19 protein-coding genes are annotated in these 24,594 nt (G+C 66.0%); 8 read left to right on the plus strand and 11 right to left on the minus strand.

All coding sequences use genetic code 11. The annotated features are described in order from the left end of the window. The first annotated feature begins 7 nt into the window (after window positions 1-7). Both ABQZ09_RS18140 and ABQZ09_RS18145 read left to right on the plus strand, forming a co-directional pair. Complete coding sequence (locus ABQZ09_RS18140; RefSeq protein ID WP_349777561.1) at window positions 8-1,042, plus strand: glycoside hydrolase family 43 protein; 1,035 nt, start codon at window positions 8-10, stop codon at window positions 1,040-1,042. Window positions 1,043-1,385: 343 nt separating this feature from the next. Then, window positions 1,386-1,919: a lipocalin family protein gene (locus ABQZ09_RS18145; protein WP_228315014.1), complete on the plus strand. Its 534-nt coding sequence runs from the start codon at window positions 1,386-1,388 to the stop codon at window positions 1,917-1,919. A 28-nt stretch (window positions 1,920-1,947) separates the two neighbouring features. On the opposite strand, the gene ABQZ09_RS19935 is transcribed toward ABQZ09_RS18145, so the two are convergent. The 4 genes from ABQZ09_RS19935 to ABQZ09_RS18165 all read right to left on the minus strand — a co-directional run bounded on the left by ABQZ09_RS19935 (window position 1,948) and on the right by ABQZ09_RS18165 (window position 3,886). Beyond that, the gene (locus tag ABQZ09_RS19935) at window positions 1,948-2,238 is read right to left on the minus strand and encodes a YbjQ family protein (RefSeq protein ID WP_228315013.1); all 291 of its coding nucleotides are present in this window, start codon (window positions 2,236-2,238) and stop codon (window positions 1,948-1,950) included. A gap of 147 nt (window positions 2,239-2,385) precedes the next feature. After that, the gene (locus ABQZ09_RS18155) at window positions 2,386-2,727 is read right to left on the minus strand and encodes a ribonuclease E inhibitor RraB (RefSeq protein WP_047694057.1); all 342 of its coding nucleotides are present in this window, start codon (window positions 2,725-2,727) and stop codon (window positions 2,386-2,388) included. Window positions 2,728-2,925: 198 nt separating this feature from the next. After that, entirely contained in the window at window positions 2,926-3,225 is a 300-nt protein-coding gene (locus tag ABQZ09_RS18160; RefSeq protein ID WP_228315012.1) for a DUF5076 domain-containing protein, read from the minus strand. A gap of 88 nt (window positions 3,226-3,313) precedes the next feature. Further along, on the minus strand, window positions 3,314-3,886 hold the full coding sequence (locus ABQZ09_RS18165; RefSeq protein ID WP_349777562.1) for a hypothetical protein: 573 nt from the start codon (window positions 3,884-3,886) through the stop codon (window positions 3,314-3,316). 154 nt (window positions 3,887-4,040) lie between these two features. Here ABQZ09_RS18165 and ABQZ09_RS18170 point away from each other — a divergent pair, with 154 nt between their 5' ends. Beyond that, window positions 4,041-4,244: a YdcH family protein gene (locus ABQZ09_RS18170; protein ID WP_039408929.1), complete on the plus strand. Its 204-nt coding sequence runs from the start codon at window positions 4,041-4,043 to the stop codon at window positions 4,242-4,244. Window positions 4,245-5,038: 794 nt separating this feature from the next. On the opposite strand, the gene ABQZ09_RS18175 is transcribed toward ABQZ09_RS18170, so the two are convergent. The 3 genes from ABQZ09_RS18175 to ABQZ09_RS18185 form a co-directional block, all read right to left on the minus strand. Then, window positions 5,039-6,019 carry a zinc-binding dehydrogenase gene (locus ABQZ09_RS18175; RefSeq protein WP_349777563.1) on the minus strand — a complete coding sequence of 327 codons (981 nt, stop codon included), beginning with the start codon at window positions 6,017-6,019 and terminating at the stop codon, window positions 5,039-5,041. A gap of 307 nt (window positions 6,020-6,326) precedes the next feature. Continuing rightward, entirely contained in the window at window positions 6,327-8,996 is a 2,670-nt protein-coding gene (plsB, locus tag ABQZ09_RS18180; RefSeq protein WP_349777564.1) for a glycerol-3-phosphate 1-O-acyltransferase PlsB, read from the minus strand. Next, the gene (locus ABQZ09_RS18185; RefSeq protein WP_349777565.1) at window positions 8,996-9,976 is read right to left on the minus strand and encodes a hypothetical protein; all 981 of its coding nucleotides are present in this window, start codon (window positions 9,974-9,976) and stop codon (window positions 8,996-8,998) included. The genes plsB and ABQZ09_RS18185 overlap by 1 nt, the downstream gene beginning before the upstream one ends. A gap of 406 nt (window positions 9,977-10,382) precedes the next feature. On the opposite strand from ABQZ09_RS18185, the gene ABQZ09_RS18190 reads away from it, so the two are divergent. The 4 genes from ABQZ09_RS18190 to ABQZ09_RS18205 all read left to right on the plus strand — a co-directional run bounded on the left by ABQZ09_RS18190 (window position 10,383) and on the right by ABQZ09_RS18205 (window position 19,622). Further along, on the plus strand, window positions 10,383-11,435 hold the full coding sequence (locus ABQZ09_RS18190; protein ID WP_349777566.1) for a LacI family DNA-binding transcriptional regulator: 1,053 nt from the start codon (window positions 10,383-10,385) through the stop codon (window positions 11,433-11,435). A gap of 164 nt (window positions 11,436-11,599) precedes the next feature. Continuing rightward, window positions 11,600-14,638: a TonB-dependent receptor gene (locus ABQZ09_RS18195; RefSeq protein WP_349777567.1), complete on the plus strand. Its 3,039-nt coding sequence runs from the start codon at window positions 11,600-11,602 to the stop codon at window positions 14,636-14,638. Between the two features lie 322 nt (window positions 14,639-14,960). Next, the gene (locus ABQZ09_RS18200; protein WP_349777568.1) at window positions 14,961-17,996 is read left to right on the plus strand and encodes a TonB-dependent receptor; all 3,036 of its coding nucleotides are present in this window, start codon (window positions 14,961-14,963) and stop codon (window positions 17,994-17,996) included. A 105-nt stretch (window positions 17,997-18,101) separates the two neighbouring features. After that, on the plus strand, window positions 18,102-19,622 hold the full coding sequence (locus ABQZ09_RS18205) for a tryptophan halogenase family protein (RefSeq protein WP_349777569.1): 1,521 nt from the start codon (window positions 18,102-18,104) through the stop codon (window positions 19,620-19,622). Between the two features lie 297 nt (window positions 19,623-19,919). Here the strand turns inward: ABQZ09_RS18205 and pyrF are convergent, their stop codons facing one another. Beyond that, the gene (pyrF, locus tag ABQZ09_RS18210) at window positions 19,920-20,651 is read right to left on the minus strand and encodes an orotidine-5'-phosphate decarboxylase (protein ID WP_228315003.1); all 732 of its coding nucleotides are present in this window, start codon (window positions 20,649-20,651) and stop codon (window positions 19,920-19,922) included. After that, on the minus strand, window positions 20,648-21,607 hold the full coding sequence (locus tag ABQZ09_RS18215; RefSeq protein ID WP_349777570.1) for an HAD family acid phosphatase: 960 nt from the start codon (window positions 21,605-21,607) through the stop codon (window positions 20,648-20,650). The genes pyrF and ABQZ09_RS18215 overlap by 4 nt, the downstream gene beginning before the upstream one ends. 325 nt (window positions 21,608-21,932) lie before the next feature. On the opposite strand from ABQZ09_RS18215, the gene ABQZ09_RS18220 reads away from it, so the two are divergent. Next, window positions 21,933-22,601 carry a YceH family protein gene (locus ABQZ09_RS18220; protein WP_184558194.1) on the plus strand — a complete coding sequence of 223 codons (669 nt, stop codon included), beginning with the start codon at window positions 21,933-21,935 and terminating at the stop codon, window positions 22,599-22,601. A gap of 130 nt (window positions 22,602-22,731) precedes the next feature. On the opposite strand, the gene ABQZ09_RS18225 is transcribed toward ABQZ09_RS18220, so the two are convergent. Then, entirely contained in the window at window positions 22,732-23,766 is a 1,035-nt protein-coding gene (locus tag ABQZ09_RS18225; protein WP_349777571.1) for a DUF4272 domain-containing protein, read from the minus strand. Window positions 23,767-23,917: 151 nt separating this feature from the next. Then, complete coding sequence (locus ABQZ09_RS18230) at window positions 23,918-24,508, minus strand: GNAT family N-acetyltransferase (protein WP_349777572.1); 591 nt, start codon at window positions 24,506-24,508, stop codon at window positions 23,918-23,920. Window positions 24,509-24,594: the final 86 nt, after the last annotated feature.

The raw sequence follows: 24,594 nt of genomic DNA on the forward strand, positions 1-24,594 counted from the left end.
TACGCGCATGTCCGATGAACTGGAAGCCGCTGCATTGCAGGCGCTGACGCGCACCGCCATTTCCGCACCGCTGGTCACCCACCTCTATACCGCCGACCCGTCTGCGCATGTGTTCGACGGCGCGTTGTATATCTATCCCTCGCACGACATCGATGCCGGCGTGGCCTTCAGCGACGACGGCTCGCATTTCGACATGGCCGACTACCATGTGTTTCGCATGGCGCATCCGGATGCGCCTGTGGAAGACCTGGGGCAGGTCCTGCACGTACGCGACGTGCCTTGGGCACAGCGCCAGATGTGGGCACCGGATGCCGCGCAACGCAACGGCAAGACCTACCTGTATTTCCCGGCCAAGCGCGCCGACGGCATTTTCCAGATCGGCGTGGCGGTAGGCGACCAGCCGCAAGGCCCGTTTGTCGCCGAAGCCGAGCCCATCGCCGGCACCTACTCGATCGACCCCGCCGTGTTCGCCGACGACGATGGCATGCATTACCTGTATTTCGGCGGCATCTGGGGCGGCCAACTGCAGCACTACCGCAACAACGTCTATGCAGATACGCATCAGGAACCGGTCGGCGACGCGCCCGCGCTCGGCCCACGCGTGGCGCGTCTCAGTGAGGGCATGACCGAACTGGCCGAGCCCACCCGCAAGATCGTCATCCTCGACGAGCACGGCGCCCCACTTCGCGCCGACGACCACGCCCGCCGCTTCTTCGAAGGCCCCTGGGTCCATCGCCATGCCGGCCGGTATTACCTGTCGTATTCCACCGGCGACACCCACCGGATCTGCTACGCCACCAGCGATTCACCCTATGGGCCGTTCGTCTACCAAGGCGTGCTGCTCGCACCGGTGGTCGGCTGGACCACGCATCACTCCATCTGCCTGTTTGAAAAGCGGTGGTATTTGTTCTATCACGACAGCGTGCTCTCCGGCGGCCAGACGCACCTGCGCAGTATCAAGATGGCACCGCTGCAGCACGACGCCGATGGCAAAATCGCTACGATTTATCCATATGGCGCCGGTGCGCTGTCGCCTTGGTGAGGCGCCATTGGGCAACTGCCTGCCGGGTTGCATCAAGCCCCTCACCGCTCGAGCGCGGGCACTGAACGACGCGTCTTGTCACCCCTGTGATTTCAAGGCACATCGTGATTCTCACTGCGACTCATCAGACTTAGCGCTAACGGCGCGCTAAACGAGCATTTGCCGCATGCGCAACGCGTGGCTGCGGCGCTTCAACGCTGCCATGCTGTGGCGAACGCGACCGTCATGTCGCTGCCAACGCCTGCATGGTGCGCCAAAGCCGGTGCTGCAACGCATGAGGTTGCATCCGGACGCATCGCAATTACGTAAGTGCGTGCATCTGCCTCTTGAGTTGGAGATTGCCATGCCACGTCGTTCGATGCTGTTGTTGCTGACGCTCGCGATCTGGGGGAGTGCAAGCGGGCGCGAGCCGCGCCCCGCCCTGCCCCGCGCGGACAGCGTCGACGTGCCACGCTTCATGGGCGACTGGTATGTGATCGCACACATTCCCACCCGGCCGGAGCGCAAGGCCTATGACGCGGTGGAGCGCTATGCGCTGCGGCCCGATGGCCGCATCCAGACCACCTTCACCTTCCGCAAGGGCAGCTTCCAGGCGCCGCTCAAGTCCATGCATCCGGTCGGCCAGGTGGCAAAGGACGGCAATGGCGCGCTGTGGAGCATGCAGTTCCTCTGGCCGTTCAAGGCCGAGTACGTGATCGCTTGGCGCGATGCCGAGTACACGCAGACCATCGTGGCGCGCAGCAAGCGCGACTACGTCTGGTACATGGCGCGTACGCCGCAGGTCTCCGATGCCGACTATCAACAGGCGGTTCAACGAATCGCCGCGATGGGCTATGACGTGTCACAGCTGCGACGTGTGCCGCAGTCAGCACGCTGATGCGGAAGCGTTCTCCATCGCACCGGCGTTACCAACGCCATCCGTATCTCTTCTTTCGTTCTTCATGGACTGGCTTATCGTCAAGGACGTCGTACTTTCGGTAGCCTCGTCCGTAAATCCCCCAGTGGACGAAGAGATAGCCGATGGGCACCAGAGCTCCCAACCACAAGACCGACGAAAGCGGAGCTGCCTCGACGACAATTCGATAGATCAAGATGCCGCCGCCCCATAAGTAAAGCGCCATGCCGAAGCAGATGCCGCGCACCAAGCCCAGGTTGCGCACGATCCGGTAACCCGGCAGTTCCAACGCGGTGGTCACCATGGTGTCGTTGAGCGACGAGATCTATGTATGGACCGGCGAAGAATCGTATGGATCTGTCACGAACGCCTCTCTCGACAGGATGAAAACGCGCTTGCCGTCTATGCCGGAGGCATGCAGGCGTGGGGAAGCTGCAACCGCTGCGGTCTACTGCTCCGAAAATCCCCAGCCATCGTTATAGCCGCCCAACGGCGTGGCCTGTGACGCCAGCTCCTCTTCGAATGCAACGATGGCCTTGTACGTCGGCACCATGGTCGGGTACACGGTGACGTCCATGGGGAAGGCGGTGTTTTCCGGGTAATGGCGACAGCACACCTTTTGCTCACAGCGGAGCATGGCTACCGAGAACTCCAGTGCCGATTCCTTGGTGGGGAAGACCACCGAAAAATCGATCTCCCTGGGTTTTGTCAGGTCCACTCCCTGCTGGGCGATGTGCCACAGGGTGTCGCCGTTGTCGTCTTTGGGATATAGAACAGGATCTCTCTGCATGGCGCTCTCTTGAAGGTGGTGGCTAGGGCAACCCATGACGTCGGCATCTGCGCCGCGTATCGGCAAACGGGGTACGAGACGTACCAGCAGGCCCCATGATGAGACGCCAGCATGCGCTTTGCAGCTCGACACGCTGGGGCAGGGCCGACGGTGGCGAGGCTGGCGCCCACCCTGCACCGCGCGGGCGTCAACACACTGCTAATGCTCCGGGGGAATGGCTCCCTCCCGGCTACCGGTTGGATCGGCGACGCGCCGCAGGAAATCGTCCAGCATCAATGTGCGGCACTGGGCCAATGGCATACGGTCGCGCTGGGCGAACATGCGCGAGGCATGCTCAAACAGGTCGGCCAGCAGCTCACCAAAATCCTCTGCCCCGCCGCCCAGACCGCTGTCGATGCTGACGTGCAGTTGCTCGTGCGCGGCCCATAGCCGCACGATCTCGAACGCATCCGGGTCGGCCAGTGCATCAGGCGGGATGATCAACTCTGCTTTGTGCATGGCGTGCCTTCTCCCAGGCGTTGAACCGTGCGTCGAGACGCTGCCGGCAGCAACGGCGCTGCCGGGCGGCGTTTGCGCTCGTTGCGCCTCACTGTACCCAGATCAGGTTCATCAACTGCGGATCTGCGGTCACCTTGACCAGCTTGCCGCTGGGGCCGAACTGCACCTGGTACTCGGAGAAGCTGTCGCGCCAGTAGCGCCACAGCGAGGCTTCCAGGTTGGGGTTTTCGCTGCTGATCGGGTAGCCGACCGCCATCAGCACCTGCTCGCGGGTCATGCCGCCGGTGAGCTTGCCATCAACGATGGCCTGGCGGATCTTGGGCGGGAAGGTGGCGAGCTTGAGCTTGGGGTCGGCGGTGACGACGTAGCGGGCGGCGAAGGCGGTGTTGTCCAGGTCGCGGCTGTAATCGTTGCCGATGGACTGCTTTTCGCCGGCGATCTTGAGGTTGACGCGGTTGCGGCCAAAGCCGGTGACGCTGACCGGGGTGCCTACCGGGAGCACGCGCTTGCCGTCTTCGGCGTAGTTGCTGTCGCTGATCCAGCTGCCGTCGGCGCGCAGGTTGCAGCACAAAAAGCCGTCGTACTTGGCGACGTCGGCGGCGCTGGCCAGGTTGGCGGCGGTGAGCAGGCCCAGGGCCAGCAGGGAAGACTGCAAACGCATCGTAAGACTCCTTTCTCGACGGCCGTAGCCGCGCGGCAATGATGGAATGAGGTGCGCCGCCGTTTCCCCGAGGGCGCGCGGGCATTGTCGCAGCCTGCGGCCGCTTGGCAAGCACGGGTGACGCGCGTCGCCGCAGGTTGTGTATGCTCGGGGCGTGGACACCCTCTTACCCGCCGAGATCGTCGAGCAGATCGCCGAGTTGCGACGCGCCCACCGCGCGTTGGACGAGGAGATCCAGCGCATGCCTGCAAATCTGGAAGACGAGCTGCAGATGAAGCGGTTGAAGAAGCGCAAGCTGCAGATCAAGGACTGCATCATCCGGCTGGAAATGGAGCTGGTGCCCGACGAGCCGGCATAAGGCCGCCTTGCGCTTGGGTCTGGTTGCTTGCATGCGTGCGCTTGGCGGGGTGACCGTCTGACCCCGTATGGGGATGCCCGACTGGGCTGCGGCATGCAGGCGAGCGCCGTTGGCAGCGTAACGGCATGGACCCGAGGCGGGTGCTGCATGGCGGCTGTGGCGGGCTGATTGGCGCCTGGCAGGTTGGTTGGCGATGCACGACGTGCGTTTGTTTGGGCGACGCCGCGCTCCCCCATCCGCCCTTCGGGCACCTTCCCCCGCAAGCGGGAGAAGGGAGGACCATTGGACTACCGTCTGCGGGTGCGCAGCCGGCGCGCAACAGAATCTTGCCGCCGCGCCTTGGTTTGCGCCTGGCGATGCGCGACGTGCATCTGTTTGGGCGACGCCGCGTTCCCCCATCCGCCCTTCGGGCACCTTCCCCCGCAAGCGGGAGAAGGGAGGACCATTGGACTACCGTGTGCGGGTGCTCAGCCGGCGCGCAACAGGATCTTGCCGCCGCGCCTTGGTTGGCGCCTGGCAATGCGCGACGTGCATCTGTTTGGGCGACGCCGCGTTCCCCCATCCGCCCTTCGGGCACCTTCCCCCGCAGGCGGGAGAAGGGAGGACTATTGGACTAGCGTGTGCGGGTGCGCAGCCGGCGCGCATCAGGATCTTGCCGCCGCCGCCTTGGTTGGCGCCTGGCGATACACGACGTGCGTCTGTTTGGGCGACGCCGCTTTCCCCCATTCGCCCTTCGGGCACCTTCCGCCGCAAGCGGGAGAAGGGAGAACCAGTGGGCTACCGTGTGCGGCTGCTCAGCCGGCGCGCAACAGGATCTTGCCGCCGCGCCCCGGCTCGGCGCTGGCGGCCGCCGCCTTGGCCGCATCGGCCAGGTCGAACACGGCCTCCACCGGCAGTGCCAGCGTACCGTCGACAGCGGCCTTGAGCAGTTCGCCGATCATGCGGCGCTTGTCTTCGGGTTTGGTGGCCTGCATGACCTTGCTGCCCCAGAAGCCGCGGACCGTGGCCTGCTTGAAGATGACATCGCCGCTGGAAATCTGCAGCGGTTCGCCGGTCATCGAGCCGAAGGAAATCAGCTCGCCGCCTTCGGCCAGCAGGCCCATCAGCTCGCCTGCCGCCTTGCCGGCGACCGAGTCGATGGCGCGCACGATGGGCGCGTCGCCGGCCAGCGCGCGAACGGTGTCTTGCCAACCGTCCTGCGCAGTCGATACCGCGTTCCCGATGCCCAGCGCCTTCAGCTCGTTCACGCCGGCGTCGCGACGCACCAGATTGATCACGTTGATGCCGCGCGCCGCAGCAAGCATGGCGACCGTCTTGCCGACCGCGCCGTTGGCGGTGTTCTGCACGATCCAGTCGCCTTTTTCGACCTGCAAAAACTCGATCAACATCAACGCGCTCAGCGGCATGGCGATCAGCTGGCAGCCGCGATCGTCGTCGAGTGCGTCGGGCAACGGAACAACGCCGCGTGCATCGGCCAGAAAGAACTCCGCCCAGCTTTCGTGCACGCCGGCCGCGACCACGCGCTGGCCAACCTGCAGGCCTTCAACGCCTTCGCCGAGTGCGTCGACCACGCCGGCCGCTTCGCTGCCGCCGATCGCCGGGAGTTCGGGCTTGTAGCCGTAGTTGCCGCGCACCGTCCACAGGTCGTGATTGTGGATCGGCGAACGCCGCATGGCGATGCGGACCTGGCCCTTGCCAGGCTGCGGTGTGGGGCGTTCTGCGAGTTCAAGCACCTTGGCCGGGTCGCCGAACTGGGTGTGGATGGCTGCGCGCATGAAAGTCTCCTGCCGGACACGCCCATCAGTGCAACGCGCCCGATCGCTATGAAAGGTAGCGCGATGCTAGCGGCACGGCTGCAAGAGGGGGATGAAGCGGGCAGAACTGTTGTGTGAAGTTGGTGAGACTTGTGCAGCGCGCCGGCGGCGGATCTGGTTGAGGGCGGAACTGGGGCATTTGCTTGCTGACCGTCCCTCATCCGCCCTTCGGGCAGCTTCTCCCGGAGGGAGAAGGGAGCGTCGTCGGCGTCGGGCAGCGCCGCTTTGCTCCGCCGCTGCCCTGCTACCGCACCGCTGCAACGCCGTGTTACTCAGCCGGTGGCAGCACCACATCCGGCTTGACCGCTTCAGGGCTCACCCGCTCGATGGTGTGGCGCAGCTCGCGGCCCAGGATGAACTTGGCGTCCTTGGCCCAGGCATCCAGGCGCTCGTCGAACACCAGCTTGCTGTTCTCGTCCGGCCACACCAGACGCAGCTCGCGCAGTTTCTGGATGAAGCTGCGGAACAGGGTCTTGTCGAAGAATTCCGGCGCGGCCGGTGCGTACAACAGGCTCAGACGCTGTGCGGCCTGTTGGCACAGGCTTTCCAGTTCACCGGCACCGAGCACGCCGGGGCCGTTCTTCACCAGCACCGAGATGGCGATGTAATAGCGCTCGAAGGCCTGTTGCAGCGAATGACCGATCGCACGCAGACGGAATACTTCATCGGTCTGCCCGGTGTTGCGCGCCAGGATGCCGCCGTCGTCGTCGGTGACATTGAGCAGCAGGCCTTCGCGCACGAACATGTCGATGGTCTGTTCGATGCGTTCGGCAAAGCGGTCTTCGCTCCACGGCAGGAACAGCTCCGCCTGCAGGAACGGATACACCGTGCGCCCCAACCGCAACAGACCGGCGCGGCTCATGCGGCGGTTGTTCTGGAAACAGCATGCCACCCACGAGGAGGCGGTAAACAGGTGCAACACGTTGTTGCGGAAGTAGCTCAGCAACACCGCGGTGTCGCCGCTGACGCTGAGCACGTCGCCCAGCGGATGCGACACGCGCGTGAGCACGTTGATCTCTTCGGCGTGGGTGATGATGCGCGCCGGGGTGTGCGGGGTGACGGTGACACGGTCCGAGTACGGCATTTCCGCCAGCAGCTTCTTGCACAACTCGATCTGTGCGATCAGGTCGGCCTCGCCCATCGCGTGCTTGGGCGTGGACAGCAGCGCCAGCGCCAGCAGGTTGATCGGGTTGACGTCGGCGGCGCAGTTGATGCGGGTCTGGATCTGGGTGGACAGCGTGTCCACCGCCGGTGCCAGCCAGGTGGGTTTTTCGTCTTCCGGCAGCGGCTGGCCGTCCCAATCGGGCGCGTGCTTGGCCAGCACGTCGTTGAGCGCGATCGGCTCGCCGAAGTTCACCACCACCTGGCCGTAGTTCTGCTTGAGCACTTTGGGAATCGACCACAGCAGGCCCCAGATGGATTCCTTTTCCTTGGGCCGGCCGGTGAGCTCGTCCAGGTAGCTGTTGCCTTCCATCAGCTTCTCGTAGCCGATATACACCGGCTGGAACAGCACCGGCTTGCGCGGCTGGCGCAGATAGGCGCGCAGGGTCATGGCGATCATGCCGCCCTTGGGCTGCAGCAACCGCCCGGTGCGCGAGCGCCCGCCTTCGACAAAGTATTCGATCGAATAGCCGCCGGCCACCAGCTGCGCGACGTATTCGCTCAGCACCGCCGAATACAGCGCGTTGCCCTTGATCGAGCGCCGGATGAAGAACGCGCCGCCCTTGCGCAGCAGCGTGCCGACCACCGGCAGGTTGAGGTTGATGCCGGCCACGATGTGCGGCGGCACGATGCCGCGTTCGTACAGCAGGTAGCTCAGCAGCAGGTAATCCATGTGGCTGCGGTGGCTGGGCACGTAGACCACTTCATGCCCGGGCGCGGCCTGCTTGAGCTTGTCCAGGTGATGCACCAGCACGCCGGCGTAGATGCGGTTCCACACATGGGTCAGCAGGAAGCTGGCCGAGCGCACCACCGGGCTGGAATAGTCGGCGGCGATTTCCCAGGCATAGGCATGCGCCTTGCGCCAAGCATCGACCGGCTTGGAGTTGTCGCGCTTGGCCTGGGTGGCGATGGCCTCGCGCACCGAGTCGGCCGCCAGCACCTGGTCCACCAGCAGGCGGCGGGTGGACAGGTCCGGCCCGATCACCGCCTCGCGGATGCGCCGGAAGTGCGTGCGCAGCACGCGCTGCAACTTGCGCAAGGTGCGCTCGGGCGGCAGCCCTTCGGCCATGGTCTGGCGCAGCGAGATCGGCGGGGCGAAGCGCACGATGGTGGTACGGCCGTTGAGCAGCACCGACAGCAGGCGGCGGAAGCGGCCGACCAGCGCCCAGTTTTCCGAGAACAGCACCGCGAACCAGCCGCTCTGCTTGTCCGGCGCGCGGCCGACGAAGATCGACACCGGCACCAGGTGCACGTCCAAGTCGGCGCGCACGCGATGGGCCTGCAGCAGCTTGGCCAGCGAATCGGAATGGGTCTTGCCGCCGCGCTGCTCGGGAATTAGCGAATTGCTGCTGCTCCGGCGCGACAGGGCCAGATACGCACGCTTGCGCTCCAGCGGGTCGCCCGGCAGCGGCACCAGTGGCGACGGCAGGCCGACTTCGCGGCAGGCCTTGTCCAGGATCAGCGCGTTGGACAGGCCGTAGTCTTCCAGCACGTACACCACCGGGCGGCCATCGTCGTAGCGGCCGGGTTGATCCGGCTCGATGGTCAGGCTCAGCCAGGGGTCGGCCAGGCGGCCGAGCAGGCGCGCCCACCACGGGCGCTTGGCGCTACGGGCAGCAGCGGCAACGCCGGGCGCGATCGCCGGCGCGACCTCCGCAGGCAGCGGCGCGGCACCCGGCAGCGCCGCCGCCTGGGCAGCGGGGTCGGCGGCAGCGTTGGAGGGAGCGGGCTGGCCGTCAGGAAACGGCAGGGGATTCTGTTCTGGCATCACGGGCATTATCGCCCAGCCGGGCGTTGCCCGGTGTCGGCGGGCGTGGCGGGCGGGACCGCCGGGGTATCGGACGCCGGCGCGGCGCCCGGCAAGGCCGGTGCCGGTGCCGGCGCGGCACTGAGTAGGGCCTGCACCTCGTCCTGGGTCTGCTGCTGGTACCAATGGCCATCGCGCTTGATCAGCGCAACGCTCAGATCGATGTCGTGGGCGGCCAGCGGATAGCGCAGCCGGACCTGGGCGGTGTCGGCGTCCTGCTTGATCAAGCCGGTGCGCAATGCGTCCAGGCTGCTGTCGATCGACAGGCCGTAACGCTCCAGCACCTTCTTGCAGCTTTCCCAAAACGGCCCGAGCCGGCGCAGGCTTTCCTCCATGCCCAGCTGCTGCAGGTCGGCGTCGGAGGTAATGCCGGTGGCACGCGCGGCGGTCACCAGATCGGCGATGCTGGCCTTGGCACGCGGGCGGTCGGCCAGCGGCGCGGTGGCGGCCCAGGCGCTGAGCGCATCGACCAGCTGCACATAGTGGGCACGCTGCTCGGGCTGGTAGTCGTTGCGACTGCGCAGGTACTGCACCCCGAACTGGCCCAGCGATTGCGCGGCCTGGGCAATGCCCCGCGACTGCCCGGCCAGCTGCGCATCGAAGGCTTGCTGCAGGCGGCGCTCGGCATCCGGGGCCGACAGCGACCCCAGCAAGGCGCCCACCTCGTTGGGCAGCGGCAGCTCGGTCAACGGCCACCGGCTGGCACCGCTGCGCCAGGCCGCTTCCAGTTGCGTGTACTGCGTGGGGGTAACCCGGATGCGCGCATAGGCAACCAGGTCGTTACGCCGCAGCGGCACGGTCATCGACTGCATCGCGGCGGCCGGCTCGGCCTTGGCGCCGGGCAACGGCGCGGCGGTGTCGGTGCGCTGGCAGCCGGCCACGCACAGCGCCGCCAACAGCCCCCACGCGATGAACTGGAACCGGCCGGCGCGGACGGTAGATGGCGACATGCGCACGCTGTTCCCCTGATCGATCGGCGCATCTTGCTGTCTGAATGCACCGGCGGCAAGGCGCGCTTCACACCGTGCGCCACGGTATGGGCCAAAGATGTTACGTTTTCGTCGCTACCCAGGCATTGTCAGTCGGTGTCTGCCGTTGACGCGCGTTGTCTCGCCGGACAAATTTGTCCACTCACCAGGTCGCAGCCCTTGTCCCAGCGATGTTTGGCCCGATGCTGCATCGCATCATGTAAGCGCTTGCAGATCCTGCTAGCGTGCGCGCCATCTCGCTTCGAGGTCGCCATCGGATGGGGCCGATGACCTTCATGTGCCTGTGCGACACGAACGTTCTGCGCCCGCAGGCCGTGCGCCCTGCCCGGGCGCGTGGTCGCCACTGCCTTGTTTTGGAGAAAGCGCCATGAGTCGGCCACGTTCGGAAGGCGGCAGCGTCACCATCAAGGATGTCGCGCGCCAGGCGCAGGTGTCGGTGGCCACGGTGTCGCGCACCATGAACGGCCATCAGCACGTGGCCGAGTCGGTGCGCGAGCGCGTGCTGCAGGTGGCGCGTGCGCTCAATTACATCCCGCACCACGCTGCGCGCAGCCTCAGCAGCCGGCGCACCCACACCATCGGGGTGGTGCTGCCGGACCTGCATGGCGAATTCTTTTCCGAATTGATCCGCGGCATCGATCAGGTGGCGCGCGACCAGGGGTATCACCTGCTGGTGTCCAGCTCGCACGGCGACCCGCAGGCGCAGCGGCGGGCGCTGGAGCGCCTGCCCGGGCGCGTGGACGGGGTGGTGGTGATGTCGCCCTCGCTGGGCGACACCGGCGTGCACGAGGACGCGCTGCCCGGCGGGCTGCCGGCGGTGCTGCTCAACTGCGCCGGCAGCGCCAGCCAGCGGCCGGTGCTCAATGTGGACAACTACGGCGGCGCGCGGGTGATGACGCGGCATCTGCGCGACAGCGGCCACCGCCGCATCGCCTTCATCGCCGGGCCGGCCGACAACTTCGATGCGCACGAGCGCCTGCGCGGCTACCGCGACGAGCTGGCGCTGGAGGCGGACGCGCAGCCGTGGGTGTTGCCAGGCAACTTCGATGAGGAGTCCGGCTACCGCGCCGGCCAGGCGCTGGCGCAGGACGCGCGCCCGGATGCGGTGTTTGCCGCCAACGACATGATGGCGCTGGGCTGCCTGTTCGCGCTGGGCCATGCCGGGCTGAAGGTGCCGCAGGACATCGCGCTGGCCGGGTTCGACGATGTGCCGATGGCGCGCTACGTGTTGCCGGCGTTGACCACCATGCGGGTGGACATCGCCGGCCTGGGTGCACGTGCCTTGCGCCTGCTGCTGGGCCAGCAGTTGGTGGATGCGCCCGCGCCGCCTGCCGACGCCGCACCGCCGGCGTTTTCGGAAATGGTGCCGGAGCTGATCGTGCGCGCGTCCAGCGCCGCGCCCGGCTCGCCCGGCGGCTGATTCGGTACTCCATCGCATCTTCACGAAATCTTTGCGCTTTCTTATGCTTTTTATAACACCTGCACGTTGCCTGCCGCTGTTCTGCCGTCGTTGAAACAACGCACCATCCGCGCCACGCCGACCATCTCCGCCGGTACGCGCCTGACCCCTGGGAGGGGGACGTCATGAAGACCTACCGTACCGTTTCCACCCTGCCGGCGCGCAGCCTGCTGTGCTGCGCCCTGGCCGCTTCGTTGCTGGCCGCCGCTCCGGCCATGGCCCAGTCCAGCAATGCCACGTTGCGCGGGCAGGTTGCCGCGTCGCAGGCCGGCACCACCGTGACCGCCACCAACGTCGCCAGCGGCGCGGTGCGACGGGTGACCACCGGCGCGGACGGTAGCTATGCGTTGGTCGGCCTGCCGCCGGGCACCTACAAGGTCGATGCCGGTCCCGGCACCGAGCAGACGGTGACCCTGTCGGTGGCCTCATCGGTCAGCCTGAACCTGGGCAGCGGCGGTGAAGCGGCTGCACCGGCCGCCGATGGCACGGCCACCACCCTGGACACGGTCAAGGTCACCGCCACCACGCTGCAGGAGGTCAAGACCTCCGAAGTCGGCACCACTATCTCGCTCAAGCAGATCAACACGGTGCCGCAGCTGACGCGCAACTTCCTGGAGTTTGCCGACACCGTCCCGGGCATGCAGTTCGAGACCGACTCCAACGGCAACAGCCGGGTGCGCGGCGGCGCGCAGGCCAGTTCGGCGGTCAATGTGTACATCGACGGCGTGGGCCAGAAGAGCTATCTGTTCGGTGGCGTCTCCGGCCAGCAGCAGAGCGCGGGCAACCCGTTCCCGCAGCTGGCGATCGGCGAGTACAAGGTCATCACCTCCAACTACAAGGCCGAGTTCGACCAGGTGGGGTCGGCGGCGATCGTGGCGTCCACCAAGTCCGGTGGCAACGAATTCCATGGCGAGATCTTCGGGCGCACCACCAATACCGATTTTCGCGCGCGCCAGGCCGACGAACGCGCCGGCGCGCCCAATGCCGATGGCAACAAGCGCCAGACGCACCAGGACGAATACGGTGCGGCTTTCAGCGGGCCGATCGTCAAGGACAAGGCGCACTTCTTCGTCAGCTACGAAGGCAAGGGCTTTGAGGTGTCGGCCAACCCGGTCGCGGTGCCGGACCGTTTCAGCGCACTGAGCGACGATCTGCCGGCCGGCGTGCAGAGCCGCCTGGGCTCGGTCACCCGTCCGTTCAAGGAAGACCTGTACTTCGGCAAGATCGATTGGGACATCGGCGACAACGACCGCCTGGAGCTCACCGCCAAGGTCCGCGACGAAGAAAGCCGCGACAGCGTGGGCGACCAGAACACCGCCATCGCCGCCAAGATCAACCTCAATTCCGAAGAGCGCTACGACCTGCGTTGGCAGCACTTCGGCGAGCGCTACATCAACGAGGCACGGCTGTCGTACGAAGACGTGCTGTTCAACCCCACCGCCTACACCATCGGCAGCCAGACCGTGTATACGCGCGGCATCGCCGAAGACGACGTGCTGCTCAACGACGACGCCACCAGTGGCCTGGCGATCCAGCGCAAGGGGCAGAAGGGCCCCAGCTTCCAGAACGACCTGACCTTCAACAACATCGAGTGGCATGGCAACCACGTCATCAAGATGGGCGTGAAGTACAAGGAAGTGGAGCTGACCCAGAGCGAGAACTCTGCGGCCAATCCGTCGTTCTACTACGCGGTGAACGATGGCGTGGGGACCGCGCCCATTCCGTACCAGGTCCGCTTCAATCTGCCGTTTGCCGGCGCCACGCCGTCGGTGACCACTACCAGCAAGCAGCTGGGCCTGTACATCCAGGACGATTGGGACGTCAACGACAAGCTGCAGTTGAATCTGGGCGTGCGCTGGGATGGCGAAAAGATTCCGTCTTACCTGGACAACGTGACCCCGCCGGAAGTGATCGCCGCCTTGAACGGCCCCGGCACCGACCCGGCGGTCAGCGCCACCTATGCCGAGCAGCTGGCCAAGGGCGGCGTCAACATCAACGACTACATCAGCAACGGCCGCAATCGCAAACAGGACAACAACAACTTCGCACCGCGGCTGGGGTTCTCCTATGACTTCCGCGGCGACGAATCGCTGGTGCTGTTCGGCGGTGCCGGGCGCAGCTACGACCGCAACCTGTTCGACATCATGGGCCTGGAACAGGTCAAGTCGGCGCTGTCGCAGTACACCATCCGCTTTGTCGAATCCTCCGGCTGCACGCCGGCGCCGGGTACCTGCACCAACTTCAATCCGGCCTTTGTCAGCAACCCGGACAGCCTGGGCGGCCTGGTCAATGCGCGCGTGCGCAATGGCGAGATCGACCTGCTCAACAACGATTTGAAGACGCCGTATTCGGACCAGTATTCCATCGGCTTGCGCACGCGCGTGGGCGAGTGGAGCAACTCGGGCACGGTGTCGTATATCCACAGCAAGGACGGTTTGATCCTGACCCTGGGCAACCGCTATCCCAATGGCGATTTCTTCCAGAATGGCGGACAGCCGTGGACCCAGTCACCGGCGGGGTTCGGCAACCTGATCATCGGCAACAACGGTGTGGAGACCAAGACCGCACAGCTGTTGCTGTCCACCGACAAGGCCTACACCAAGGAAAGCGGCTGGGGCCTGAGCGCGGCATACACGTTCTCGCGCGCACGCGGCAATCGCGGCAACGACGAGCAGTACGGATTCGATGCGGCCACCATCGCCAGCTATCCGTTCCTGGATCTGAACTCGGTGCCGCGCCATCGCCTGGTGGTCACCGGTATCTACGACCTGTTCTGGGGCATCAGCGCCTCGGCCAAGCTGACCCTGGCCACGGTGCCGCCGCGTAACGAAGCGGTCTCCTTCGATCAATACGGTGGCCCGCCGTCGGACAATATCCGCATCGTCTCGGTGGACGCACCCGGGGGCAAGTTCCTGGCCGGTGGCGACATCTTCGGCACGCGCCAGCTGGATCTGTCGCTGTCCAAGGACATGCATGTCACCGATGCGCTCACCGTGCAGGTGCGCGGGGATCTGATCAATGCGCTGAACTTCCGCAACTATGATCAGTACGCCATCGACTGGGGCAACGGCGGAGTGTTCAATCCGCGCGCCAGCATCAACCAGTACGGCGCGCTGTCCACGCCGCCGCGCACGCTGTTCCTGAGCGCGCGCATCATCTGGTAATTCGATAAACGCCAGCTCGGCCTGCGACGCCAGCAACCGGCGAGCGCCCGTGCTGGCAACCCCGCATGGACGCACGCCAGCGCATCGCCAGCGTGCGCATTGCCCGTTGAACGCCGATGCGCTGCATCGGCCACGCGCCGCCAGTGTTTACCCGTCTCGACCCGTGCCTGAAGGAGCAGCCGCCCGTCACCGCAGACCTTTGTCGTTCTTGCAGCCCTTGCGGCTGTTGTTGCCTGCCGTTCCGTGTTTCAACCCAAAAGCACCAACCCAACGCGCCAGTCACTCCACTGCGTCGCGCTTTACCCCTGGGAGGGGGAAAGTCATGAAGACCCACCGTACCGTCTCCACCCTGCCGGCGCGCAGCCTGTTGTGCTGCGCCCTGGCCGCCTCGTTGTTCGCCACCACCCCGGCCATGGCCCAGTCCAGCAACGCCACCTTGCGCGGCCAGGTCGCCTCCGCGCAGAGCGGCAGCGAAGTGGTCGTCACCAATGTCGCCACCGGCTCGGTGCGACGCGCACCGGTCAATGCGAACGGCAACTACACCATCGTCGGGCTGCAGCCGGGCACCTACAAAGTCGAATCCAACGGCATCAGCCGCACGGTGACCTTGTCGGTGGCCTCCAGTGCCACCGTCGATCTGGGCAACGAGCCAGCGGCAGCGCCGGCCGGCAATGCGACCACGCTGGACACGGTGACGGTCAGCGCGCCGATGATTCGCGACGTCAAGACCTCGGAAGTGGGCAATACCATCAGCGCGCGGCAGATTCAGCAGCTGCCGCAGGCCACGCGCAACTTCCTGGAGTTTGCCGACACCGTGCCGGGCATGGTGTTTCAGGTCGATGGCAATGGCAACACCAAGCTACGCGGCGGTGCATCCAACGCCAGCGCCGGCAATCTGTACATCGATGGCGTGGGCCAGAAGAGCTACGTGCGCAGCGGCGGGGTTGCCGGCCAGAGCGACACCCAGGGCAATCCGTTCCCGCAGCTCGCCATCGGCGAGTACAAGGTGATCACCTCCAACTACAAGGCCGAATACGGCCAGATCAGTGGCGCGGCGATCACTGCGGCCACCAAGTCCGGCACCAACGAGTTGCACGGCGAAGTGTTCTACCGCTACACCGATCAGGATCTACGCGACAAGCGGCCCGACGAGGAAGAAAACGGCAAGATCGATTCGCAGACCAAGGAATACGGCTTCGCGTTGGGCGGGCCGATCATCCAGGACCGCATGCATTTCTTTGTCGCCTACGAGGGCAAGGAAAACGTGGCACCCAAGAGCGTGCAGCCGAGCGCGGAGGCAGCTGGCTTCGTCAACCAATTGCCGTCCGACCTGGCCAGCCAGTACGGCCCGGCCAACATGCCGTTCGAAGAGGACCTGTTCTTCGGCAAGATCGATTTCGAGCCCACCGACCGCGATCGCATCGAGCTGAGCACGATTTATCGCGATGAAACCCAGACCGCGAACGTGGGCGGCACCAACACGCTGGCGCAGGCCACCGACAAGATCAACAAGGACAAGCGCACCAACCTGCGCTGGCAGCACAGCGCCGACAACTGGTTCAACGAGGTCATCGTTGGCACCGAGAACTCGGAGAACAACCCGACTCCGCGCACGCTGGGCAACGGCATCGTCTACAAGTATTTCCAGCCACGCGCCGGCTCGGCCGATATCGATGAGCGCACCTTCCTGACCACCGGCTCTGCTGGCGGTGCCAACGCCCAACGCAAGAGCCAGAAAGGCTGGTTCCTCCAGAACGATCTGACCTTCACCAGCTTCCAGTGGCATGGCGAACACACCATCAAGATGGGTGTGAACTACAAGGACATCGAGCTGACCTCGCAGGACGCAGCGGCGTTGAACCCGCAGTTCAGCTATCGGGTCAACGGTGGCAGCGTGGAAGCGACGCCGTACCGCGTGGATTTCGTTGCGCCGTACAACACGCCCGGCCAGCGCGCCACGGTGGTCTCGCCGTCCAAGCAGTACGGCATCTATCTGCAGGACGACTGGGCCGCCACCGACAAGCTGATGATCAACATCGGCGTGCGTTGGGACTACGAAGACACCCCGGCCTACACCGACTTCGTCACCTCGCCCGCGTTTGTCGATGCGCTGTACGCCAACGATCCGGACAACCCCGGCCAGCCGTGGGCCAACCGCCTGCTGCCCAGCGGCATCAACGTGGCCGATTACATCAGCACCGGCAACAACCGCAAGAACTTCAAGGATGCGTGGGCGCCGCGCTTCGGTTTCTCGTATGACTTCTTCGGCGACGAAGCCGCCATCCTGCACGGTGGTGCGGCGCGTTCGTACGACCGCAACCTGTTCGAGCAGCTGGCGCTGGAAACCAGCAAGGCGGCGTTGTCGCCGGTGGCGGTGTATTTCGAAAATCCCGCAACCCAACGGTGCTATCGCGCCGACCGCACCTGCGTTGCGTTCGACCCGCGCTATCTCAACGGCATCGATCAGCTCAATACCATTCCCGGTGTCAGCGGCAGCGCCGAGCTGTTCATGTTCAACAACAAGCTCAAGACGCCCTACAGTGACCAGTACAGCATCGGTATCACCAACCAGGTGGGCGAGTGGCTGACCGACGTGACCTTCCAGCGCATCCTCAGCTACGACGGCTTTGCGATGGGCTTGATCAACCGTTATCCGGATGGTTCGTACTTCCAGAACGGCAATGTGCCGTGGGGAGAGCCGGTGCCGGGCTACCAGAACACCATCCTGGGTACCAATGGTCTGGAACAGCGCAACAGCCAGGTATTGCTGTCGGCTGACAAGCCGTACACCAAGGAATCCGGTTGGGGCCTGACGCTGTCCTACACCCACACCAGCGCGCGCCAGAACCGCAACATCGATGAGCCATACGGCTTCGACAAGGCGACCATCCGCGGCTATCCGTTCGTCAAGTCCGACGCGGTGGCAGCGCATCGCTTCGTGGCCTCCGGCTCGATCGATATCCCGTGGGGGGTGACATTGGGCGCCAAGTTGGTGCTGGCAACGCCCGAGCCGATCAACACGATTGCCTGCTTCGGCTTCACCGATCCCGATGGGGCGACCTGCCAGCAAGTGGGTGTCACGCCTCCGGGCAGCGGCAAGTTCCTGGTGGGCGGCGATATCTGGGGCTACCGCACGGTGGACTTCCAGGCCACCAAGGAGTTCACCGTGGTTGGCGACTTCAAGATGTCGGCACGCGTGAACCTGCTCAACGCGTTCAACTTCAAGAACTACAGTGCGTATGCCTATAACGGCTTCGGCAGCAATGGGCAGTTCGATCCGGACATCGCGATCAATACCAGCGGCGAAATCAACTATGTGCCGCGTAGCGTGGTACTGGAACTCGGCGCCAAGTTCTGATTGATCGTCATCGCCACACGCGTGCGGCTGCGCGTGTGGTCCTTCGCGACGGGGCCAACTGGCCCCGTTCGTGTGTCCGTCCCTAATGCTCAGGAACGTGCAGACATGCTCCCCGCTCCACTTCGCAACATCGTCATTGTTGGCGGCGGCACCGCCGGCTGGATGGCCGCTGCCGCCTTCGCACGCGTGCTTGGCCCCACCTTCAACGTGCAGCTGATCGAATCCGATCAGCTTGGCACCGTCGGTGTGGGCGAAGCCACCGTGCCGCACATCAAGGCCTTCAATAACCTGCTCGGTATCGACGAGGCCGAGTTCGTGCGCCAGACCCAGGGCAGCTTCAAGCTCGGCATCGAGTTCGTTGACTGGCAGCGCCCCGGCACCTCTTACATCCACGGCTTCGGCAGCCAGATCGGACACCCGCTCGGGCTGCTGCCGTTCCACCAGTACTGGATCAAGCAGCGCGCGCGCGGCAAGGCGCAGTCGCTGGGCACCTATACGCTCAACACCGTGGCCGCGGTGCGCGGCAAGTTCATGACCTCGGCCGGCGATGTGCCGGCCACCTCGCCGCTGGCCAATATCGCCTACGCGTATCACTTCGATGCCGCGCTGTACGCGCGCTTCCTGCGCGGGTTTGCCGAGGCACGCGGCGTCACGCGTATCGAAGGCATGGTGGAGCAGGTGCAGCTGCATCCGGAATCGGGCAACGTGGTGGCGCTGCACCTGGCGGTGGGCCAGGTGATCGCCGGCGACCTGTTTATCGATTGCTCGGGCTTCCGCGGGCTGTTGATCGAAGACGCCCTGCACACCGGCTACCACGACTTCACCCATTGGCTGCCGTGCGATCGTGCACTGGCGGTGCCCTGTGAAAAGGTCGGCCCGCCCACGCCGTACACGCGCTGCACCGCGCGCGCGGCCGGTTGGCAATGGCGCATTCCGCTGCAGCACCGCACCGGCAACGGCTACGTGTATTCCAGCGCGCACATCAGCGACGACGAAGCGGCCGCCACGCTGCTCGCCAACCTGGACGGCAAGCCGCTGGCCGACCCACGCCCGCTGCGCTTTACCACCGGGCGGCGCAAGCAGTGCTGGAACCGCAACGTGGTCGCGTTGGGCCTGGCCAGCGGTTTTCTGGAGCCGCTGGAATCGACCAGCATCCATCTCATCCAGTCCGGCATTTCCAAGTTGCTGGAGCTATTTCCGCGCGAGGGCATCAGCCCGGTGCTGGTGCAGCGCTACAACGACCGGCTGGCATTCGAGTTCGACCGCATCCGCGATTTCCTGTTGCTGCACTACCACGCCACCGAGCGCGACGACAGCGCGTTCTGGCGGCGTTGCCGCCAGATGCCGATCACCCCGGAGCTTCAGGCCACGCTGGACCTGTTCCGCGACAGCGGGCGGTTCTATCGCAATGCCGAGGAGATGTTCGCCGAGATCAGCTGGGTGCAGGTGATGGTGGGCCAGGGCATCGTGCCGACCGGCTATCACCCACTGGTGGACCAGGTGCCCGACCGCGATGCCGAAGGCTTCCTGGCCAGTGTGGCGCAGACCATCGCGCACTGCGTGGACGTGATGCCGACCCACCAGCAATTCATCGACCGCTTTTGCAAGGCGCCCGCGACACGCTGAGTGGAGCCCAGGCGACGATGGCGGGGCAGGCACTCCTGCGGCGGGCAGGCGGGAGACCACCAGGCAGAGGCGACGACGCTGCGCTTGCCGGGCAATCCAGCGGGCAAAAAAAAGGATCGGGCACAAGGCCCGATCCCTTCGAAAACCGGGACAAGCCCGGTGGACAATGAGTGGCACAGCTTCCGACTGACATCGGACGCCGGCATGTTAACGAGACTTTCACGTTAAAGCAATGCTTTAATTTTGATGGTTTAACTCTTTGATTCTATTGCTTAGACGGTAGCAAAAACGGGGCGATCAGTCCTTGTGCTGCACCACCGCCGCACGGATCTCGGCCTGGATGGCCGTGGCGGCGGCGGCCGGGTCGTTCGCCAGGCGGATCGGGCGGCCGACGACGATCGCGTCGGCGCCGTCGGTAAAGGCCTCGGCCACGCCCACGGTACGTTGCTGGTCATCGCCAACCGGGCCGCCGGGGCGGATGCCGGGGCAGACGATCGAGAATGCCGGTCCGGTGGCACGCCGGATCGGGCCGGCTTCCTGGCCAGAGGCAATGACGCCATCGATGCCGGCGGCCTGTGCGGCCAGCGCGCGCTCCACCACCACCTCCACCGGCTCGCGGTCGATGCCCATCGCCGCCAGGTCCGGGCGGCCCATCGAGGTCAGCACGGTCACCGCCAGCAGGCGCATGTCGCCCTGGTTGGCTTCGGCGGCGGCCTGCAGCATGCCGGCATGCCAGCCGTGCACGGTGCAATAGCTCACCGGCCACTGCGCCAGGCGGCGGATGGTGCCCGCCACGGTGGCGGGGATGTCGAAGAACTTCAGGTCCACGAACACCCGCTTGTTGCGCTTGGCCAGCGCATCGAGCACATGGAAGTACTCGCCCGACGCCAGCAACTCCATGCCGATCTTGTAGAAGGACACCGACTCGCCCAGGCGGTCCACCCAGGCGATGGCCTCGTCATGGCCGGGTACGTCCAGCGCGAAGATCAGTCGCTCGTGCGCGGCCAGGGCTAACGGGGGACGGTTCATCGGGCGGTCTCCAGTGCGGCGCGCTTGGCGTCGTGGCGTGCTTTCCAGGGTTGCGCGTAATCGTTGTTGAACTGCGCCGGCTCCCAGCCGCCGTAGCTGGGGTTGGGCAGCATCCACCAGCGCTCACCGAACCAGTCGTGGTACTGCTGCAGCAGCGCGCCGCGCGCCTGGCCTGTGTTGGCGGTGACCTGCACGAAGTCGCCCAGCTGGTCGCCGAACTGCATCAGCACGCGGTATTTCTGCCCGGCCAGCTGACGGCGGCAATTCTTCTCGCTGCCATTCTGCTCGCACCCGGGCACCACCGTGCCCAGGCCCAGGAACACGCTGTCGTCGGCCACCGGCAACCCCACGCTGCGCAGATTGGCCAGCGTGGCGTCCTTCAGGTGCACGGCGCGGTTGGAAATGTAGATCAGGGTGACGCCGCGGGCGTTGGCGGCCTTGGCGAAATCCACCACCCCCGGGATCGCAGTGGCCTTCTTCTCCGCCACCCACTGGTCCCAACTGAGCTCGTCGTATTCCTTGCCGTCGCGCAGCAGGCGTGCCTGGTAGGGCGAGTTATCCAGCACGGTCTCGTCCACATCCAGCACCACCGCCGGCTTCAGGCCGGTGGCAGCGTTGGCGCGCTCTTCCGGTACCAGCGCGTCCCAGTTGGGCTGTTTGAGCGCGGTGTCGAGCTTGTCGGCAGCGGCGCGATAGGTCTGCTCGGCCACGGCGCGGTATTCCTCCGAGCGCTGCATCCACAGCACTGCGTTGAGGTTGTCGTCGCCGGCCGGCGCGGTGGTCGCCGACGTTGCGGCCTTGGTGACCGCGGCGCCGGCATCGGCATGGGCGGTTGCAGCGGCAGCCTGCGCAGGCTGGGCCGGTTGCGTGTCGCCGGGCTTGCAGGCGAGCAGGGCCAGCGCGGTGCAGGCGAGCAGGGACAACGGTGCGTAAAGCGAGGGGCGCATGGCATCCACCAGAACAGGAACGGCAATGAAGAGCGCAATTTTAGCGGGTTCGCGCCAGTCCGCTCGCGTTTGCCCATGGTGCGGCCGGGAGGCGAGCCGTACGCAGGGCCACCCGTGCCACGCGGCTTGTCCGGCAGCCTGGCCGGACGGGGTCTCGGCACGATGCGGATGCGGACCTGCGCCTGTTCCTGCAGGCGCAGGCGTGTTTCGCCGCATGACGCAGACCGGCGCTATCCAGGGTAGATAGCGCCGCCGCCGCGCGTGTTCGCCGCATCCAAAGAACGCTGGCAGCAGATCGGCATATCCTTGTGCGCTGATTGCCCCGGAGTCACCGATGACCGAACTCTCGTCCCCGCCCGTTCTCGACACCGCCCAGGCCCGCGTGCTCGGCTGTCTGATCGAGAAGGAAGCGACCACGCCGGATGCGTATCCGCTCACCGTCAACGCCGCCCAGGTTGCCGCCAACCAGAAGACTGCCCGCGAGCCGGTATTGAACCTGCAGACCGGGGTGGTGCACCACGCGCTGCGCCAGCTGGAAACCCTGGGCCTGGTGCGCCAGCAGTTCTCTTCGCGTGCCGAGCGCTACGAACACCGCCTGGGCAACGTGCTGGACCTGACCCGCCAGCAGGTGGCCCTGATCGGTCTGTTGCTGCTGCGCGGCCCGCAGACGCTGGGCGAGCTGTTTGCGCGCAGCGAGCGGCTGACGCGCTTCAACGATGCCGACGACGTGCGCCACCATCTGGACCGGCTGATCCAGCGCGGCCTGGCGGTGCAACTGCCGCGCGCCAGCGGCCAGCGCGAAGATCGCTACGCGCATTTGCTCAGTGGCGAGCTGGACGTGGAGGCATTGCAGGCCGCTGCTGCGCGCGCTGCGCCAGGCCCGCGCAGCAGCGCCGACAGCAGCGAGCTGGAAGCGCGCGTACAAGCATTGGAGGCTACCGTCGCCGAACTGCAGGAGGCACTGGCCGCAGTGCAGGCGCGCCTGGAAGCGGCTGGCGCCTAGGGCGACAGTGCGCTCTCGGAGGCCCACGCCACTGCGCCGCCCACGCAGGTCGCAACGCAGGCAACGAGCGGGCAGGCCGCCAGACGAGCTCCTGACCGAGCGGTGGTGGCGCAGCGTGCGGCCGGCCCGCTCAGGTCGGCGTGTCCACCGCGTCCCAATCGACGTCTTCGAAGTGCAGCAGCCAGTTAAGGGTGTAGTGGCGCTCATAGACCACGCCCGGCACGATGCCGGCCGGCGGCGGTTGCTGGGTCTGGCCGGCCTGGCGCACCGCCCAATGCAGGCGCAGGTGCCGGTCCAGCGCATCCAGCAGTTCGGGCACCGGCCGCAGCGTCAACGACGGCCGCATCGCTGCTTCGGCATGCTCCAGCGCGCGCTGGGCGGCCAGGGGGACATCGCACAGATCGGTTGGCTCCGGCAGCGCGTCGGCCAGCCCCAGGGCCCACTGCAACACGGCCAGGCTCTCGTAGCGCCAGCCAAAGTTGGCGAGCTGCTGCGGCTCCGGTGCGGCTTGGGCAAAAAAGGCGCGCTCCTGCGGCGACAGCGCCGCCTCCACGCCAGGCAGGCGGGTGTCCATATCGTCCAACGCAGGTGGCGTATCGCCGGCGGCCAGCATCTCCGCGCGCAAGGCCACCGCAAACAACGCCAGCATGCGCTGCGTCACCACCGCGGCATCGCGCACCCGCGCTTCTGCCTCGCCAGGCACCGGTGGCAGGCTGGGTGGCACGCGAATGCCTTGCGTGGCCAGCTGCGTTAGTTGCTGCGCGCGCCGCTGCAAGGCATCCGGTGGATACGGCACCTGCGCCTGCTCGTCGATCGCCGGCTCGCCCTGGCTGATCAGCACCCGCCCGTACGGGTCGCGCACGCTGCCGTCGGCCAGGAAACACACCGCATTGGCTTGCTCGGTCCACTGCGCCAGCGCACCGAACGCCGCATCGTCGACCTCGAAGGTGAAGTGCTGGCGCACCCGCTGCACATGCCGCATCAGGTGATAGCGCGGCTGGGTCATCTGGCCGTCGCCGGCCTGACTCACGTAGCCGACGAACCCGTGCAGATGCGTGGCCAATTCCGGATCGGCGTGGTCGCGGTGCTGCACGGCGGCGCGCGGCAGGAAATCCGGCCACAACGGCTCGCGCAGCGTGGAATAGGCGTTGACCAGCAATGGCATGCGAGTGTCCTTGTTGGGCGACGGACACAACGACGGCGCTCATCGCCAGGCAGGTGCGGTGCGGCGTCGCTGCGCCGCTCGTCCACCGAAGCGCCTGCGCGCCGTCCCCGCCGCGCTGACGATGGTTTGTGCTGCGTTGTGTCGGCCGCGTTCAGCGGTGAGAGTCGCCGCCAGGGTGCCGCAGGCCTGCCCGGCTGTCCATGTCGGCCGGAGCGAGCGCGATCGTGTAATACAGCACCGGATGGTCCTCCTGGCTCAACACGCGCAGGCCTTGCCGCTGCAATCCGAGTTTTTCCAGCGCGCGAATCGAATCGGCATTGCCCGGCGACACGATCGCGCACAGCTGCGACAACCCCAGCACATCGCGCGCATGGGCGAGCACCGCGCGCCCGGCTTCGTCCACATAGCCCTTGCCGCGATAAGCAGGCAACAACGCAAAACCGAGATGCGGCACCGGCAAGGTCTCGCGGCACAACAAGCCCAACGTGCCGATAAACGCGGCATCCTCACGCGTTTCCATTCCCCAGTGCGCGAACCCATACCGCGCGTGGTGCGCCTGCGCCCATTCGCACAGATGTGCGCGCGCCTGCTCGCGGGTGCGGATACCTCGGTCGTTGATGCCGGCGATAAATCCGGGGTCGTTGACCAGCGCCAACATCGCTTCGGCATCGCGCTCGGGGTCGAGCAGACGCAAGCGCAGACGCGGGGTTTCGATCACGACGGTCACGGCGCACTCCGGCATCGGGGAAACCAGACTGCCGTGCCGCCGCGTCACTGGCAAGCGATGCAATGCGTGCTGCGGGTTGCGGTGCAACCGCGCACCACGCG

This window comes from Xanthomonas sp. WHRI 6106, assembly GCF_040202405.1.
GTDB lineage: Bacteria > Pseudomonadota > Gammaproteobacteria > Xanthomonadales > Xanthomonadaceae > Xanthomonas > Xanthomonas cannabis.

Coding starts and splice junctions, on each gene's coding strand:
- plsB (WP_349777564.1), bottom strand. CDS start 8,996: ATGCCCGTGATGCCAGAACAGAATCCCCTGCCGTTTCCTGACGGCCAG.
- pyrF (WP_228315003.1), bottom strand. CDS start 20,651: ATGAACCGTCCCCCGTTAGCCCTGGCCGCGCACGAGCGACTGATCTTC.
- ABQZ09_RS18220 (WP_184558194.1), top strand. CDS start 21,933: ATGACCGAACTCTCGTCCCCGCCCGTTCTCGACACCGCCCAGGCCCGC.
- ABQZ09_RS18175 (WP_349777563.1), bottom strand. CDS start 6,019: ATGCGCGCAGCCATCCACACCCAGTTCGGCGACCCGGCCAAGGTGCTT.
- ABQZ09_RS18145 (WP_228315014.1), top strand. CDS start 1,386: ATGCCACGTCGTTCGATGCTGTTGTTGCTGACGCTCGCGATCTGGGGG.
- ABQZ09_RS18160 (WP_228315012.1), bottom strand. CDS start 3,225: ATGCACAAAGCAGAGTTGATCATCCCGCCTGATGCACTGGCCGACCCG.
- ABQZ09_RS18225 (WP_349777571.1), bottom strand. CDS start 23,766: ATGCCATTGCTGGTCAACGCCTATTCCACGCTGCGCGAGCCGTTGTGG.
- ABQZ09_RS18200 (WP_349777568.1), top strand. CDS start 14,961: ATGAAGACCCACCGTACCGTCTCCACCCTGCCGGCGCGCAGCCTGTTG.
- ABQZ09_RS18155 (WP_047694057.1), bottom strand. CDS start 2,727: ATGCAGAGAGATCCTGTTCTATATCCCAAAGACGACAACGGCGACACC.
- ABQZ09_RS18185 (WP_349777565.1), bottom strand. CDS start 9,976: ATGTCGCCATCTACCGTCCGCGCCGGCCGGTTCCAGTTCATCGCGTGG.
- ABQZ09_RS18205 (WP_349777569.1), top strand. CDS start 18,102: ATGCTCCCCGCTCCACTTCGCAACATCGTCATTGTTGGCGGCGGCACC.
- ABQZ09_RS18140 (WP_349777561.1), top strand. CDS start 8: ATGTCCGATGAACTGGAAGCCGCTGCATTGCAGGCGCTGACGCGCACC.
- ABQZ09_RS18165 (WP_349777562.1), bottom strand. CDS start 3,886: ATGCGTTTGCAGTCTTCCCTGCTGGCCCTGGGCCTGCTCACCGCCGCC.
- ABQZ09_RS18195 (WP_349777567.1), top strand. CDS start 11,600: ATGAAGACCTACCGTACCGTTTCCACCCTGCCGGCGCGCAGCCTGCTG.
- ABQZ09_RS18230 (WP_349777572.1), bottom strand. CDS start 24,508: ATGCCGGAGTGCGCCGTGACCGTCGTGATCGAAACCCCGCGTCTGCGC.
- ABQZ09_RS18190 (WP_349777566.1), top strand. CDS start 10,383: ATGAGTCGGCCACGTTCGGAAGGCGGCAGCGTCACCATCAAGGATGTC.